The following is a 14,312-nucleotide window of genomic DNA, read 5'->3' as shown; positions in this document are numbered from 1 at the left end:
TAGCAGTAGTAGAAAATTTTTTAAACAAAATCTTAGCGCCTAGATAAAAAAAGTAGAGCACCTAAAGGGCTATTTAGTTAAAAAAAACGTTACTTGCATAATTTTAGTACCGTTACAATTTTTAGCAAACACCTAGCAATTAAAAGGATAGTTTTTTCAAACAAATAGTTAAAAGCATACCAACAGTAAGATCCTAGGCACTAGTTAGCAAACATTTTACCTGTGCGCACAAAAAACTAAATTTTGAAAATGAAAAACCTCTTATTTTTTATATTTATTTTCTTGATCTTATTTTCAAGTTGCAAAAAAGAATTACCGCAAAAAATAGAAAATCCGAAATTTGTTCGAACTTGGTATGATACAGTACAAGGAATGCCATTCAGAGCTAAATTAATCATAAAAGCAAATAAAACATTTGAATATTTGAGTGGAGCTTGTGATTCACGCTCTAAAAGTAATGGAATTTGGAACATACAAAATGATACAATTATTCTGAAAAGCCTAAAACCAAAAGGATGTCTTTTTCAAAATCGATTTGGCGTTTACTGTATTCCAAAAAATGATAAAAGCTTTTTTGAAAACAATAAGACAATTAAAGACTGCGAACCAAACGGAGCAGAATCTAATTACGAAATATTTGAAAATGAAAAGTTCATTATTGAAAATGACACTTTGATTCATATTAATCAAGCAAAAAATGAATGTGGAGAAATAAGAGTAGCATTTTCAACAAAAGAGAAAATTAGAAGAAGTGTTAGAAAATAAAAAAACGTTTGCTTTCAACCGTTTTGCGCTATTGCGAGAAAAGTGCAAAATTCACGTTTATCTTTCGCACGAAATCTTATCTTAGCATAAAATACGCAGTTCCGTCGCTCGCAACATCCGCAAAGCGGCAGAACGATAAATTAAATACCAAACTAATATGGCCTATTGTTAAAAAATAGGGCAAACTAGATACGATGTATTCTCGTATATAAACAAAATTTTAACAATTTAGCCCTAGAATTGGGATGCAGCGCAAAAGGTATCCGCTAAAATTTGTTAAATTTGACAAAACAACTAGTGATTAATTCGGAACAGATGACAGACTTGAAAACAGCCATTTTAATTTTTGCCCATTCCGCAGAACAGGAGGCAATCAACAAGCCGTTTCTTCATTCCCAATCTGTATTCCAATCGCTAAATGACCACACACTGCAAATTGTTCAGCAAACGCAGTTGCCTTATTTCGTAGTAAACGAGACCAAACAAGTGGGTGCTACTTTCGGTGCCCGGTTTACTAATGCTATGCAAGCTGTTTTTGATGTAGGTTACGATGCTTTAATTGTGATTGGGAACGATACACCGCATTTAACATCGTCTCTAATAAAGACAACCAAAACAAAATTGGAAGCCAATAAAGTGGTCGTAGGCGAAAGTCATAATGGTGGTTTCTATTTACTCGGAATTAAAAAGACGCACTTCAAAGCCGAATCTTTTTTAGAATTGCCTTGGCAATGCCAGCAGTTGAGCAGAAAATTGTCGCAGTTATTACAACTCGATGCCTTGGATATTTGCTTATTAAAAAAACTGCAAGATATTAACGGCGTAGACGATATTAAAAAAATAGTGTGCTTTTTTAAAAAAGTATACCGTTGGTTATTCCACATATTTTTAAAAATTACATTTCAGAAAGGAATTTGTTTTAAGCACTTTTCCCTACTTAAAACCAAACAACTTACTTCAACTTCCTACAATAAAGGTTCGCCTCTTTTTATATAATTTGTTACTATTTGGATTCTGACTGTTCAGAGTTTTACTAATTATATAAAAATAACATATGAAGCAATTATGCGTAATCTTCCTATTCGCAATCTCGTGTTTAGGCTATTCTCAAATTACCGTTACAGGTACCATTAAAAGTAAATCAGACGGATTGGCTTTACCGTCAGTAAATATAAAATCAGGTGCAGCGACGACCAACTCCGATGCCAATGGAGCGTTTTCAATCGCAGTAGCGTCACAATCAAGTACAATAACTTTTTCTTATATCGGTTACCAATCCAAATCTATCGTGGTAGGCGCTAACACAACACTTACCGTTGAATTAGAAGAAGAAGCCCAAAATCTCGAAGAAGTTGTAGTAACTGCTTTGGGATTAAGCAGAGCCTCTAAAAAATTAGGGTATGCGGTACAAACCTTACAATCCAAAGATTTAGTGGAAGTAAAAACCGTAAACTTTCTAGACAATTTAGCAGGGAAAATTGCTGGTGTAACCATCACACAAGGTGCCACTGGCGTTGGCTCTTCTTCCAAAATTACGATCCGTGGCGAATCATCTTTCTCGAACAACAATCCGTTGTTTGTGGTAGACGGAATACCGATTAATAACGAAACGGTGTTCAATTTCACTAAAGAAGCAGCCGCCGGATTTCAATCGGTAGATTACGGAAATGGTGCGATGGAAGTGAATCCAGACGATATTGAATCGGTATCGGTTTTAAAAGGTCCGAGTGCAGCAGCACTTTATGGCACAAGAGCATCTAACGGTGTTATTGTCATCAAAACCAAAGACGGCAGCAAGAAAAAAGGATTTAGTGTGAGTTTTAATTCCTCGCTAACGGTGGAATCGGCTTTTAAATTGCCTGAATTTCAAAACGACTACGGACAAGGAAACAACGGACAGTTTGCTTTTGTAAACGGTTTAGGTGGTGGAGTAAACGATTTGATTAGCTATTCGTGGGGACCAAAATTAGACGTTGGACTTCTAATTCCGCAATTTGATAGTCCAGTGGTTTTGCCTGACGGAAGTGTTGTTCGTGGTGCTGATACTTCTTTGTACAGTGGTTTACCAATTACACCAACGGAATTCAAATCGTATCCAGACAACATCAAAGATTTTTATAATACTGGAAAAACAACGATTAATAATGTAGCTATTTCCAACGGCTTTGAAGGTGGTGATTATCGTCTATCGTTAACAGATTTAAGAAGCGAATCCATTATCCCAGGTGTCAACTTAGACCGACAAACCTTAGCGGCAAAATTAAATTTCAAACCTTCAGATAAAACGACTATTTCAACCGCAATAAATTATGTAAACTCAAAAAGTGATAACCGTCCTTCAAGTGGTTATGGAAGTGAGAACATCAACTATTCAGTTGTAGGTTGGGGTCCAAGATCGTTAGACATTAACAAATTAAAAAACTATTGGCAACCGGGATTAGAAGGTATCCAACAATTTTCGTTCAACTATACGTTCTTTGATAATCCGTATTTCAGTTTGCTAGAAAACCGAAACTCCTTTGAAAGAGATCGCATTTTTGGGAACCTGTTTTTGAAACAAGAGTTGGCTAAAAATCTGACGTTAACCGTTCGTACAGGAATGGATTATAGTGCTGAAACCAGACAAATGCGTCGTAATTTTAGTAGTAATCGTTTTAAGAGCGGTGGTTATGCCGAGCACGATGTAAAGTACAGAGAAGTCAACACCGATTTTTTACTAGATTATACCAAACAATTGGGTAAATTTTCATTAGATGTTTCTTTTGGTGGAAATCGTATGGATAGAAATGCATCTACAAAACAATCACAAACCGTGAACTTGGCACAACCGGGCATTTTCAACTTGAACAATGCGGCTTCACCAATAGAAGTATTCCAATTTGAAAGTAGAAAACGTATTAATTCATTATACGGTATAGCTAAATTGGGTTTTAAAAACTACTTGTATTTAGATGTTACTGCTCGTAACGATTGGTCAAGTGCTTTAGCAACACCTTTGTCAGTGAGTGGTACTTCGTTCTTTTATCCATCGGTATCGGCAAGTTTTATTTTGTCTAATGCGGTGGCTTTACCTAAAGTCATCTCGTTTGCAAAACTTAGAGCGAATGCCGCACAAGTAGGTAATGATACTGGTCCGTATCAAACATCGGGTGCTTTTATAGCGCAAACTCCTTTTAATAGTCAGCCGACCTTTAGTGACCAAAATTTTATTCCGAATGCCAATTTGAAACCTGAAAAAACCACTTCTTATGAAATTGGTGCAGACCTAAGGTTTTTCAACGACCGATTGAATTTGGATGCGACATACTACAATGCTACTACAGAAAACCAAATCATATCTTTGCCTATCGGAATTTCATCAGGATATAACCAAAAGGTAGTAAATGGCGGAAAAGTAAATTCTCAAGGTGTGGAATTAATCTTAGGTATCGTTCCGATAAAAACCACGAATTTTAAATGGAATACTACTTTTAACTTTGCAACGAACAGAGCCATTGTGAAAGACTTGCCGCAAGAAAACGGACGTTTGACTTTAGCCTACAGCCGTATTTATGATAGTAGTAACCAAACGGTTTGGTTTCAAGTGGCAGAAGGTGGACGCATTGGTGATATGTATGGAACAGGTTATTTAAGAAATGAAAATGGAGATTTCGTATTAACTAGCGCAGGTAATTATATTGCCGATAATAATCTTAAAAAAATAGGAAATTATACTCCTGATTTTACTTTAGGATGGTCCAATAATTTTAAGTATAAAAACTGGAATTTAGGGTTTTTACTAGATTGGCGTCAAGGTGGCGAAATCGTTTCAAGAACGCGCGCTATCGGAAATGTTGGTGGTCAATTGGCTGAAACTTCTAACAGACCAGCCGAAGGAATTATTGCGCAAGGTGTTGTAAATACAGGTACTGCTGCTAATCCAGTTTATGTTCCGAATACTACTGCTATCACTGCAGAAAGTTATTACCGTCAATATTACGACCGAAATCACGAAGAAAATAATGTTTATGATGCTTCTTTTGTTAAATTACGTCAATTTTCAATTGGTTATAATTTTCAGTTGAAAGATGGATTTTTGGGACTTAAAAAAGGTGGCGATGTGCAGTTGTCTTTAATCGGGAATAATTTATTTGCTATTACTGAAAACCCTCATTTTGATCCAGAACAGATTGCAGCACAAGGCAGTGGTTTTGTCAGTGGTGTGGAAGACATGAGTTATGCCACCAGCAGAAGCATTGGTTTAAAACTGGGTCTTAACTTCTAAAAAATTAAATGATGAAAAAAATAACATATATAGTAGCTTTGCTAACATTGGTCTTAGTGTCAAGTTGCACGAAAGATTTTGAAGAAATTAATACAAATCCTAATGCACCCAATTCGGTACAACCGAGTTTATTGTTGCGCCAAGTGCTTTATAATTTTGGCGAAAACATGAGCTATGAGGGTTTTGTGGCTGGTGATTTGTTGTCACAACACCGCACTGCCATAGACTTTAACCTGTTTGATCGCCATGCACTAAAATCGCCGCAATTGGGTGGAAATCCGTGGCCTATTTTTTACAGAAACTTGCGTGATAACGAAATTATTTTGAAGCAGTCACGCCAACTTTCGACTTTGAAAGTTTATGAAGGTCCGGCCCTAATTTTGAAAGCCTACATGGCAGCAGGTTTGACCGATTTGTTTGGTGATGTTCCTTACTTTACGGCTTTTAATGGTACGGCAGGTGTTACCACACCAGCTTACGACAGTCAAGAGAGCATTTATTTAGACGAAGGTGGTATTTTAGATAATTTGGATAAAGGGATCGCAGCAATACAAAATTATTCGGATGCTATTCCTCTACAAGGTGATATTTTGTATAATGGTAATTTGCAATCTTGGGTGCGTTTTGCCAATTCTTTAAAGATCAAATATTTGCTACGTATTTCTTCAAAAGTCAATGTGTCAGCACAATTGCAAGCCCTTTATAATCAAGGAAATTATATGACCACCAATACGCAAAATGCCATTTTCAATTTTACCAATACGGCACCAAATAGTTTTAGATTGGCGCAGTTGCGTGTAGGTGATTTTAACAATTTTGTGCTGTCTGAAACTATGGAAGACATCATGACTAATTTAAACGATACCAGAATTGGCAAGTTTTTCAGACCTTTTGCAGGTTCAACTAGCGGCCAATTTAACGGATTGTTGAACGGAATAAATTCTGGAGCAACCTCTATCGCTTTATCGAATTATTCTTTAGCGGGTACAGTTTTTAGAGAAGATACTTCGACACTGGATTGCAATTTTCTGACCGCTTGGGAAGTACACTTTGCGTTAGCCGAAGCTGCTGAAAGAGGATTAATTACGGCCAACGCACAACAACTGTATGAAAGCGGTGTAACTCTTGCTTTTCAATACTGGAATACGCCTTTGCCGGCTACTTATCTAACGGGTAATGCCGCTTACAATGCGCCCAATTCAACGCCATTAAGACAAATTCTTACCCAAAAATGGATTGCCAACATCATCAACGGATATGAAGGTTGGATTGAATACCGCAGAACAGGTTTCCCGCAATTGCGAACTATTTCGGCGAGTTTGAATAACAATCTGATTCCGGTGCGTATGCCTTATCCACCAGAAGAAGAAGCTTTAAACAGAGACAATTACAATGTCGCTGCTGGAGCAACCGACAACAACAGTATCAATTTCCCAGTTTGGTGGAATCAATAACTTTTATATGGAAGCAATTCACTGGCAATGGATACTATTAATTGTATCAAGTTTAGTATTTTTTTTAATATCACCGTTTGCCAAAACTACCGACCAGTTTTTTAAAGCCATTAACAAAAACAAAGCACCAAACGCCTTGGTGCTTACAGGTAGTTTAATTATTTCCTGGATTTTTGCCAAAAGCATCACTAATGCCGCCAATTTAGGATTAGAATTCGGAATTCTTGGCGGCATAGCCTATGCTGGATATTATTTTTCTTTTGCCGTAGCTGGTGTTTTTATCTACCAGCTGCGTGTAAAAGGTGGCTACAACAGCATCCACGAATTTTTAACTTCGAAATTCGGCAAAAATGCGATGGCGTTGTTTTCGATATTGATTCTCATCCGATTGTTCAACGAAATATGGAGTAATACAATGGTCATTGGTTCTTATTTTGGACCAGCGGGCAGTACGCCTTATTTTGCCGCTATTCTGGTATTCACAACTTTAACCCTAGCCTATTCACTGAAAGGTGGAATGAGCAGCTCGCTTTTTACCGATGCCATCCAAATGATTTTATTTTCAGTATTGTTACTGATTATTTTATTTCAGGTATTTTCCATTGGTGATTTTACCGCAAGCGCCGTTGTTAGTTCCAGTACTTGGAGTTTTGAACTGGGTCTTAATTTATTGTTTGCAGCCTTGCTACAGTGCTTCAGTTATCCGTTTCACGATCCGGTTTTGACGGATAGAGGATTTATTACGGAACCAAAAGTGATGCGAAAGAGCTTCTTTTTTGCAAGTATCTTGGGTGTTTTATGTATCATATTATTCAGTATCATAGGTGTTTATGCTAAAGCAAATGGCATACAAGGCGATGCCGCATTTGAAGTAGGAAAAGCCTTTGGAGTTTTTACTTTATTGGTGATTAACTTCATAATGATAACGTCTGCAGCGTCTACTATTGATTCGACCTTTTCGTCGTTTTCAAAATTGATTTCTATTGATTTAAAGTTAGGGAATACGGTTACCATAGGAAGACTATCGATGGTGCTTTTAGCCGTTTTAGGAACGATTCCAGTATTTTTAAATGCTGAGATTTTATCGGCAACTACCATTTCTGGAACTATGGTTATCGGACTCACACCAGTTTTTTTATTTTGGAATATCAAGGTTCCAAGAATAAGTTTTTATCTTAGCGTGCTGGGAGGATTGTTTTTCGGATTTGCTTTAGTATTCGATTATTTTCCAAATGAGTTGGTGCTCACTAAAGGAAAATTTGCCGATTTACTTTGGGTAAATGTTTGGGGAATTGGTACTTGCATCTTATTATATTTGTTACCAAAATGGATCAAAAGATAACTTCTATCGGAAATTTGACTGGAAAACTGCTACTTTTTGGCGGTGTTTACAGCAATTTACAGGCACTCGAAGCGCTTGCAGAGCTTGCTAAGAGCGAAAATATACCACCTGAAAATTGCATTGCTACAGGTGATCTTATTGGCTATTGCGCACAACCGGAAGAAACAATTCAGTTTTTTAAAAATTGGAAAGCACGCAGCATTGCCGGCAATGTAGAATTACAACTTAATGAAAATGCTGAGGATTGCGGTTGCGATTTCACTAAAGGTTCGCGCTGTGATAATTTTTCTCAATTGTGGTATCCTTATGCTAAAAGCCAATTGCAACAGGATTCTTTAGACTATTTAAAAACGCTTCCTGAATTTATCCAATTCAAATATGCAGGAAAAGTTTGTACCGTAGTGCATGGCTCTTTTTTTAACACCTCGGAATTTATTTTTAAATCGACTTCTTGGGAACAAAAAAGACCGAATTTTGAAGCAACCCAAAGTAATGTGATTATTGCTGGCCATTCCGGTTTGCCTTTTAATAATATACAAGATGACTTGCTATGGCTTAATCCTGGCGTAATTGGAATGCCGGCCAACGATGGAGCAACTTCCGTTTGGTACATGATTTTGAACGATGCGGAGGCTACTTTACATTTTGAGCATAAACAACTTGAATACGATTATCAATTGGCTAATAAATTGATGGTCGAACGCAATTTACCCAAGGAATACGCCAAAACTTTACTTACTGGCATATGGGACAATACCGAAATACTTCCTTTAACCGAAACACTAGAACAAGGAAAACCTATTGTTTTGAATCATTAATCCATTTAGCAACGGTGCGCTGTGCTACTATTGGTTCTTAAAAACCAACTTGCACGCTTCGAATTAAGACAAGTAGTAGTTTTTCCTAACAAGTGTGTTAAGGTGTTTTCACTTTGTAGGACGGTGCTGCATAGGTACACAAATTCAATTGTTCCATTTTGGATGCTTAACAGCTTTTGCTAAAACTTTTGCTGTACTTCATTCTGAATACAAGTTACTTCATTTTGGATACAACCAGTGGCGGACAACTGCGCATCTTTGTGCTTCATAAATAAAGCAATAAAATGAAGACAAAATTAGAAAAGAAAGTAGTACTTGTAACAGGTGCATCCAAAGGGATTGGCGCGGGCATTGCAAAAGAAATGGGTAAAGCTGGTGCCCAAGTGATAGTAAATTATGCTACCAGTAAAAAAGACGCTGACGCTGTGGTGCAAGATATCATGCAAACTGGTGGTAACGCAATTGCCATTCAAGGTGATATATCGAAACAATCTGAAGTTCAACACCTGTTTGAAGAAACCATCAAAGCCTTTGGTAAAGTAGATGTCGTAGTAAACAACGCCGGAAGTTATGAATTTGCTCTTTTGGAAGCCGTGACCGAAGCATCGTTTAAACGTACATTTGAATTGAATGTATTTGGTATTCTTCTGACTTCCAAAGAAGCGCTACGTTTATTTGGACCTGATGGCGGAAGCATCATCAACATCAGTTCCTTTGCTGGCACAAGACCCGAACCTTACTCGGTAGTTTACGCTGCTTCTAAAGGTGCCGTCGACAGTATAACCTATGCCCTTTCGCAGGAATTGGGACCAAAAAATATTCGAGTAAATTCCATCCGTCCTGGTGGCGTGATGACCGAAGGGGTTGCAAAATTGGGTTTTGAAGAAGACTCAGCCGCTTTCAAAGCTATTGTAGAAAGAAGTGCGTTGGGACGTATGGCTAAACCAAGTGATATTGGCGCTATGGCAGTATTCTTGGCTTCCGATGAAGCTAAAATTATTACGGGACAAACAATTGAGGTATCGGGTGGCTTTAAATAAACGCGCTACTAGTTTAAAAAGAGAGGCCGCACCGCTGCGCTTTATAATTTCCTAAATTTACCCAATGAAAAACGACAAACAAAACATTCAAATCATTAATTCAGTTTCCGAACTTCATAAGTTGTTGGGATTACCCCAACCGCAACATCCTCTGATAACACTAATTGATCACGCAGCGGTCCAACCCATAGATACTAATCAAAATCCCAATTTGGTTTTAAATTTCTATAACATAACCATCAAACGGAGTTTTAAAGGGCAAATGAAATACGGAAAAAGTTATTATGATTTTGATGAAGGTACGATGTCGTTTATGGCTCCCAATCAGGTCATTGGCATTGACGATGCGGCCAACAGCAATAAAGAAGGTTGGTCGTTATTGTTCCATCCTGATTTGATAAGGAACTATCCTTTAGGAGCCGTAATAAAAAACTACGGCTTCTTTTCCTATGACCTCAACGAGGCCTTGCATCTTTCAGCGGAAGAAGAACAATTAATCGAAAAAGGAGTCCAAAACATTAAAACAGAATACGAATCCCGAATGGACCAATACAGTCAAGACGTTATGGTTTCTAGCCTCGCACTATTATTAAACTACTGCAACCGCTTCTACAACCGGCAATTTGTTACCCGAAAAATGGCAAACACTGATGTACTAACGCAATTTGAAAAGGTGCTATCCAAACACTTTGAGGATAAAACAGACCAAATGTTGCCTACCGTACAAGGATTAGCCAAAGAATTAAGCCTTTCTACAAGCTACTTAAGCGACATGCTTCGCACAGTAACCGGTCAAAACACCCAACAACACATTCACAACAAGGTCTTAGAAAATGCAAAGGATTTATTAACAACCACCAACTTAACCGTCAGCGAAATCGCCTACAAGCTAGGCTTTGAACATCCACAATCGTTCAGCAAATTATTCAAAAATAAAAGCGGTGTTAGTCCACTAGCATTCCGACAGTCATTTAATTAAAAAACAGCAGCTGATTTAAAAGTAATCTAACAACAAAATACAGCAGCTATAAAAACACCATAACCTTGGCAGCGATAACCCTCGCTGCGTTTCAATCGCTGCGAGGGTTATCGCTGCAAGGGTTTAGTCGAAAAAATTAACAAATCAACAACAACCGCAACCCACCATCCGCTTCTACTGGCGCACGGTGAATACAAGGCAACACCGCTTGCGTAGGATGATCGACAGCCAAACGCCACAGGTGTCCCGTTCCTAAAGATACTGTAGCAGCATTGGGTAACGCTTGGTAATGCAAATCAAAATAATTATCCTTCAAAAAGTCCTCAAATTCGGCGGCCGTACCTTGATGCAACCCTTTCAATTGCTCCCTAATTTCGGGCACTTCCACTTTTAAAACCGCTTGGTCGTTCGCAATAAGATCACTTGGTGCGCCGTGATACGTACACAAAAAAGTGTCCGTAGCCACAGGCGAACGATCCACGTGAAAAGAATACACATCCGTCGCAATAAAATCAAAATCAGTATCACGCTCGTAACATCGTATTAAATTGAGCACAGGCGCAGCTCCGATAGCTGTTAAAGCCTGCAAATCTCTCAAAATAATAGCTCTGGCAAGGTTGCCTTGTACTGACAATTGCAATGCCCTAAGGACTTCCAAACTAACTTCCGTAACCGACTCTTGCAGCGTCAACTTACTAACCAATTCTTCAAAATCGCCTTCCAACCTTCGATGCCAACACAAGGCATTAGTAGTTCCTTCAAATTCAGTAGCAGTAAGCTCCAAAAAAGAACTAACAACGGCAATTTGTGGGTGATCGGGAAAGGCTACATTCATAAAAAGAAACTAACTGGGTTCGTAAAGTTGTAAAAGTACAAAACGTGAAGTTGTGGTTGGTGTGGTGATGAAAATTTAATTTTAGCCTACCTATTTTAGGAAAAACTAAGTTTTTAAAACAATTTCGGCTACAAAAACTAGCCAATAAATTTGATTAAAAAATCTATACATATAATTTAAAAATTAGTTTCTATTTTTCCAATTATCCAGTGTTTTTTCTGTTATCGTATCGCCCAAATTTTTAAAATGCAAAATAGCTTTTTTTCGTCCTTTAAACTTATCAATTGCCCAAACTTGTAAATCAAATTTGAAATTTGCGATCATATCTTTTGTAGTCAAATTTTCATCAAAGTATTTTGGTTTATTTACATCAACTTCTGGGGAATGATATTTTTCAAATTCATTTTTAGCATAATCAAAAGCGGTTTTTTCTTCTAATAAAACTTTTGTAGCGTCATCAAAAGACTGAAAAGCATTATAGTACATCGCAATCTTCTGTAAGTCTCGATAATTACCATAAAGCGGTAGTTGCCTTAACCACTTGTTTAAATTAGTATCAGATGGTGCCTCGGGATGACCTTTAAATTTAAGATGATTCCAAATTCTTTTCCAATCCTCTATTCTATCTTCGGCAGTTTCCCGAAGTGCAGGAATTGTAATAACATGCTGTACAATTCTGTCGTAGAAATCGGGCAATAAATCCTTTTTTAACTCCGCTATCGTTCGATTGGTAGCAAAAATAAGACGACATGAAATTTTAATCTCATCAGTACTTCCCAATCTTCGAATGGACATATTGTTATCTCGATCAGTTTGCAAAGCTTTCATCAATTTAGCTTGTACAATTTTTGATAAATGATGAATTTCATCAAGAAACAATACACCACCATTTGCCTCTTCCAACAATCCATTTTTATCTGAGGTAGCACCAGTAAAAGCGCCTTTAGTATAACCAAACAACTCTGCTTCTGCTTTACTATCTTCATCAAAAGAAGCACAATTGGCTTGTTTAAAATTTTCTTTTTTATGCTTTTCTACAGATTCATTCGCAATTTGAGATTTCCCAATTCCTCTTTCACCAAGTAACAAAATGGAAAATCCTGAATTGATAAAAGTTTTTATTTTTAGATTTACCAATTCTCTCGATTTTGATTTAGGATCTTTATAAATTTTAAAGTTAGAACCTATATCTGAGATTAAGTTGGTGGGAATTTCTTTTATCGAAAAGCGTTTAAATCTTTTATCTAAGAAATCATTCTTATCATCATAGGTTTTAATAAATCGTGCTTTATCGGGTAATTGGAAAGATTCCGACAAAATGTGCCAAACCACCTGAGTTTCGCTACTTCCTAATGAGACATTTATTATGGGTTGTACATTCTTATTTTTATCAAAATAACCTACAATCCAATTACTTAACGCGTCAGATATTTGTTTTTCATTTCTTAAATCATCGACAGACAACTCAATAACTTTTAATTTATTGGGATAAATAGTCTTAAAATTAGAGTAGTCATTTAACCATTTTATTTGCTCATCAATCGAATAATGGTTAATATTTCTCCAAAGGTTACTTTGAAAGGCAAGAAGTTGATCAGGAAAATTTACTGCTACAAAATCGAGTTCTTTTTCAATTTTATAGCAAACATCCTCATTTTCTAAAATTGAATCATATATTTCTGAAAGCCCTAAATTTTTAATTGTATCATCATCTAAAATGTTTTTCTTGTGCGTAAAACGCCTACTAGAAAGACTATCATAAGTTTTTTGAGGTGCCGTTAAGTAAATAATTTCATCAAAAACAAAACCTTGAGTAGCGGTCTGATTAAAAGTCTCATTTAATGCCTCCTGATTTAAATTCTCATAATGAATAGGGTTTGGAATTTTATCATCTAAATAAAATTGACTTAAAATATGTTTTAAATAAGCAACTCCGTAATTGGTATAATGCCAAGTGATATAAATATTTTTCATATCATAAAGGTAATAAATTATCTTTTAGAGAAATAAATTACTTTATTAAAAAAATGAAATATTTTTTAATTTACTACTATTCAATCACTTAGTAATTATCATAATTTTTTGGCACACTATTTATAATACTATAAGTAACAATCTTAACTTAATCATGACAACTAAAATTTTAGACTTCAAAAAATCAGACCATTTCTTGCACAGTCAATGGGATAGAACAATAAATGACGAGCTGCTGCTTAAAATACTTCCCTATGTAGGTTGTACTTTTTGTGAAAAAGATGTAGTACTGGTCATGCCCTCTTTTCTAAAAAAGAACCGAGTTCTTAAAAGTGATAAAATGTGTTTAATTATCATCATCAAACAAAAACTTTTGGTCACTGCTTATTGGTGTGATCATCCGAATTATCTATTCAATAATCAAGACAAAGTACATTATCAACTTATATATTAATAAATTATAAACAATGAAAAAAACATCAAACCACAAGGCGGACATTAAAAATCCTAATACAGAAACTAAAGGTACTAATACGACCTACGATAAAAATCAAGGCAATAGAGGAAAACAGTTAAATCCAATCCAACAAAAATCAAACAACAAGAAATAAAAATAATAAACTAGAAGTATGATAAACCTAAGTTTTAAACCAGAAAACAATAATTCTTTAGAAGAACTACAATTGAATTTTAAAAAAGAATCCTATTTTAGCTCAATTGAAAACGATAATGATTTGTTGGATGACGAACTAGATGATTTCTATTATCAACAAGATTTAAAGGATCGGGAGTATAATTATGATGGTTTTGAATTTGATAACTTCGACTAACAAAAATATAA

13 protein-coding genes are annotated in these 14,312 nt (G+C 36.2%); 11 read left to right on the top strand and 2 right to left on the bottom strand.

Features of this window, described 5'->3' with window-relative positions; genetic code table 11:
• Positions 1-249 precede the first annotated feature (249 nt).
• The 8 genes from Q0050_RS07175 (at position 250) to Q0050_RS07140 (ending at position 10,662) form a co-directional block, all read left to right on the top strand.
• The gene (locus tag Q0050_RS07175) at positions 250-765 is read left to right on the top strand and encodes a hypothetical protein (protein WP_298393719.1); all 516 of its coding nucleotides are present in this window, start codon (positions 250-252) and stop codon (positions 763-765) included.
• Positions 766-1,080: 315 nt separating this feature from the next.
• Complete coding sequence (locus Q0050_RS07170) at positions 1,081-1,761, top strand: DUF2064 domain-containing protein (RefSeq protein WP_298393717.1); 681 nt, start codon at positions 1,081-1,083, stop codon at positions 1,759-1,761.
• 58 nt (positions 1,762-1,819) lie between these two features.
• Positions 1,820-5,029 (top strand): SusC/RagA family TonB-linked outer membrane protein, encoded by a 3,210-nt coding sequence (locus Q0050_RS07165; RefSeq protein WP_298393715.1) that lies wholly within the window; start codon positions 1,820-1,822, stop codon positions 5,027-5,029.
• Between the two features lie 11 nt (positions 5,030-5,040).
• Positions 5,041-6,483: a SusD/RagB family nutrient-binding outer membrane lipoprotein gene (locus tag Q0050_RS07160; protein WP_298393712.1), complete on the top strand. Its 1,443-nt coding sequence runs from the start codon at positions 5,041-5,043 to the stop codon at positions 6,481-6,483.
• A 7-nt stretch (positions 6,484-6,490) separates the two neighbouring features.
• The gene (locus Q0050_RS07155) at positions 6,491-7,825 is read left to right on the top strand and encodes a sodium:solute symporter (protein ID WP_298393710.1); all 1,335 of its coding nucleotides are present in this window, start codon (positions 6,491-6,493) and stop codon (positions 7,823-7,825) included.
• Positions 7,810-8,643: a metallophosphoesterase family protein gene (locus Q0050_RS07150; protein WP_298393708.1), complete on the top strand. Its 834-nt coding sequence runs from the start codon at positions 7,810-7,812 to the stop codon at positions 8,641-8,643. Before Q0050_RS07155 ends, Q0050_RS07150 begins: the two co-directional genes overlap by 16 nt.
• Before the next feature lie 284 nt (positions 8,644-8,927).
• Positions 8,928-9,683: an SDR family NAD(P)-dependent oxidoreductase gene (locus Q0050_RS07145; protein WP_298393706.1), complete on the top strand. Its 756-nt coding sequence runs from the start codon at positions 8,928-8,930 to the stop codon at positions 9,681-9,683.
• Between the two features lie 64 nt (positions 9,684-9,747).
• The gene (locus tag Q0050_RS07140; RefSeq protein ID WP_298393704.1) at positions 9,748-10,662 is read left to right on the top strand and encodes an AraC family transcriptional regulator; all 915 of its coding nucleotides are present in this window, start codon (positions 9,748-9,750) and stop codon (positions 10,660-10,662) included.
• Between the two features lie 136 nt (positions 10,663-10,798).
• Here the strand turns inward: Q0050_RS07140 and Q0050_RS07135 are convergent, their stop codons facing one another.
• Both Q0050_RS07135 and Q0050_RS07130 read right to left on the bottom strand, forming a co-directional pair.
• The gene (locus tag Q0050_RS07135; protein WP_298393702.1) at positions 10,799-11,497 is read right to left on the bottom strand and encodes a DUF1826 domain-containing protein; all 699 of its coding nucleotides are present in this window, start codon (positions 11,495-11,497) and stop codon (positions 10,799-10,801) included.
• Between the two features lie 183 nt (positions 11,498-11,680).
• Positions 11,681-13,471, bottom strand: a complete 1,791-nt coding sequence (locus Q0050_RS07130; RefSeq protein WP_298393701.1) for a sigma 54-interacting transcriptional regulator — start codon at positions 13,469-13,471, stop codon at positions 11,681-11,683.
• Positions 13,472-13,625: 154 nt separating this feature from the next.
• On the opposite strand from Q0050_RS07130, the gene Q0050_RS07125 reads away from it, so the two are divergent.
• The 3 genes from Q0050_RS07125 to Q0050_RS07115 are packed head-to-tail and all read left to right on the top strand — an operon-like array spanning position 13,626 to position 14,301.
• The gene (locus Q0050_RS07125; protein WP_298393699.1) at positions 13,626-13,925 is read left to right on the top strand and encodes a hypothetical protein; all 300 of its coding nucleotides are present in this window, start codon (positions 13,626-13,628) and stop codon (positions 13,923-13,925) included.
• A gap of 13 nt (positions 13,926-13,938) precedes the next feature.
• Entirely contained in the window at positions 13,939-14,082 is a 144-nt protein-coding gene (locus tag Q0050_RS07120; protein WP_298393697.1) for a hypothetical protein, read from the top strand.
• An 18-nt stretch (positions 14,083-14,100) separates the two neighbouring features.
• Positions 14,101-14,301: a hypothetical protein gene (locus Q0050_RS07115; RefSeq protein ID WP_298393695.1), complete on the top strand. Its 201-nt coding sequence runs from the start codon at positions 14,101-14,103 to the stop codon at positions 14,299-14,301.
• Positions 14,302-14,312: the final 11 nt, after the last annotated feature.

This window comes from Flavobacterium sp., assembly GCF_027483985.1.
Taxonomy (GTDB): Bacteria; Bacteroidota; Bacteroidia; order Flavobacteriales; family Flavobacteriaceae; genus Flavobacterium.
This window is presented reverse-complemented; position numbering and strand designations above follow the sequence as displayed.

What these genes read in the sequence shown, in the direction of transcription:
- Q0050_RS07165 (WP_298393715.1), top strand. Translation starts at nt 1,820, where the DNA reads ATGAAGCAATTATGCGTAATCTTCCTATTCGCAATCTCGTGTTTAGGC.
- Q0050_RS07160 (WP_298393712.1), top strand. Translation starts at nt 5,041, where the DNA reads ATGAAAAAAATAACATATATAGTAGCTTTGCTAACATTGGTCTTAGTG.
- Q0050_RS07115 (WP_298393695.1), top strand. Translation starts at nt 14,101, where the DNA reads ATGATAAACCTAAGTTTTAAACCAGAAAACAATAATTCTTTAGAAGAA.
- Q0050_RS07155 (WP_298393710.1), top strand. Translation starts at nt 6,491, where the DNA reads ATGGAAGCAATTCACTGGCAATGGATACTATTAATTGTATCAAGTTTA.
- Q0050_RS07120 (WP_298393697.1), top strand. Translation starts at nt 13,939, where the DNA reads ATGAAAAAAACATCAAACCACAAGGCGGACATTAAAAATCCTAATACA.
- Q0050_RS07125 (WP_298393699.1), top strand. Translation starts at nt 13,626, where the DNA reads ATGACAACTAAAATTTTAGACTTCAAAAAATCAGACCATTTCTTGCAC.
- Q0050_RS07130 (WP_298393701.1), bottom strand. Translation starts at nt 13,471, where the DNA reads ATGAAAAATATTTATATCACTTGGCATTATACCAATTACGGAGTTGCT.
- Q0050_RS07145 (WP_298393706.1), top strand. Translation starts at nt 8,928, where the DNA reads ATGAAGACAAAATTAGAAAAGAAAGTAGTACTTGTAACAGGTGCATCC.
- Q0050_RS07175 (WP_298393719.1), top strand. Translation starts at nt 250, where the DNA reads ATGAAAAACCTCTTATTTTTTATATTTATTTTCTTGATCTTATTTTCA.
- Q0050_RS07140 (WP_298393704.1), top strand. Translation starts at nt 9,748, where the DNA reads ATGAAAAACGACAAACAAAACATTCAAATCATTAATTCAGTTTCCGAA.
- Q0050_RS07170 (WP_298393717.1), top strand. Translation starts at nt 1,081, where the DNA reads ATGACAGACTTGAAAACAGCCATTTTAATTTTTGCCCATTCCGCAGAA.
- Q0050_RS07135 (WP_298393702.1), bottom strand. Translation starts at nt 11,497, where the DNA reads ATGAATGTAGCCTTTCCCGATCACCCACAAATTGCCGTTGTTAGTTCT.
- Q0050_RS07150 (WP_298393708.1), top strand. Translation starts at nt 7,810, where the DNA reads ATGGATCAAAAGATAACTTCTATCGGAAATTTGACTGGAAAACTGCTA.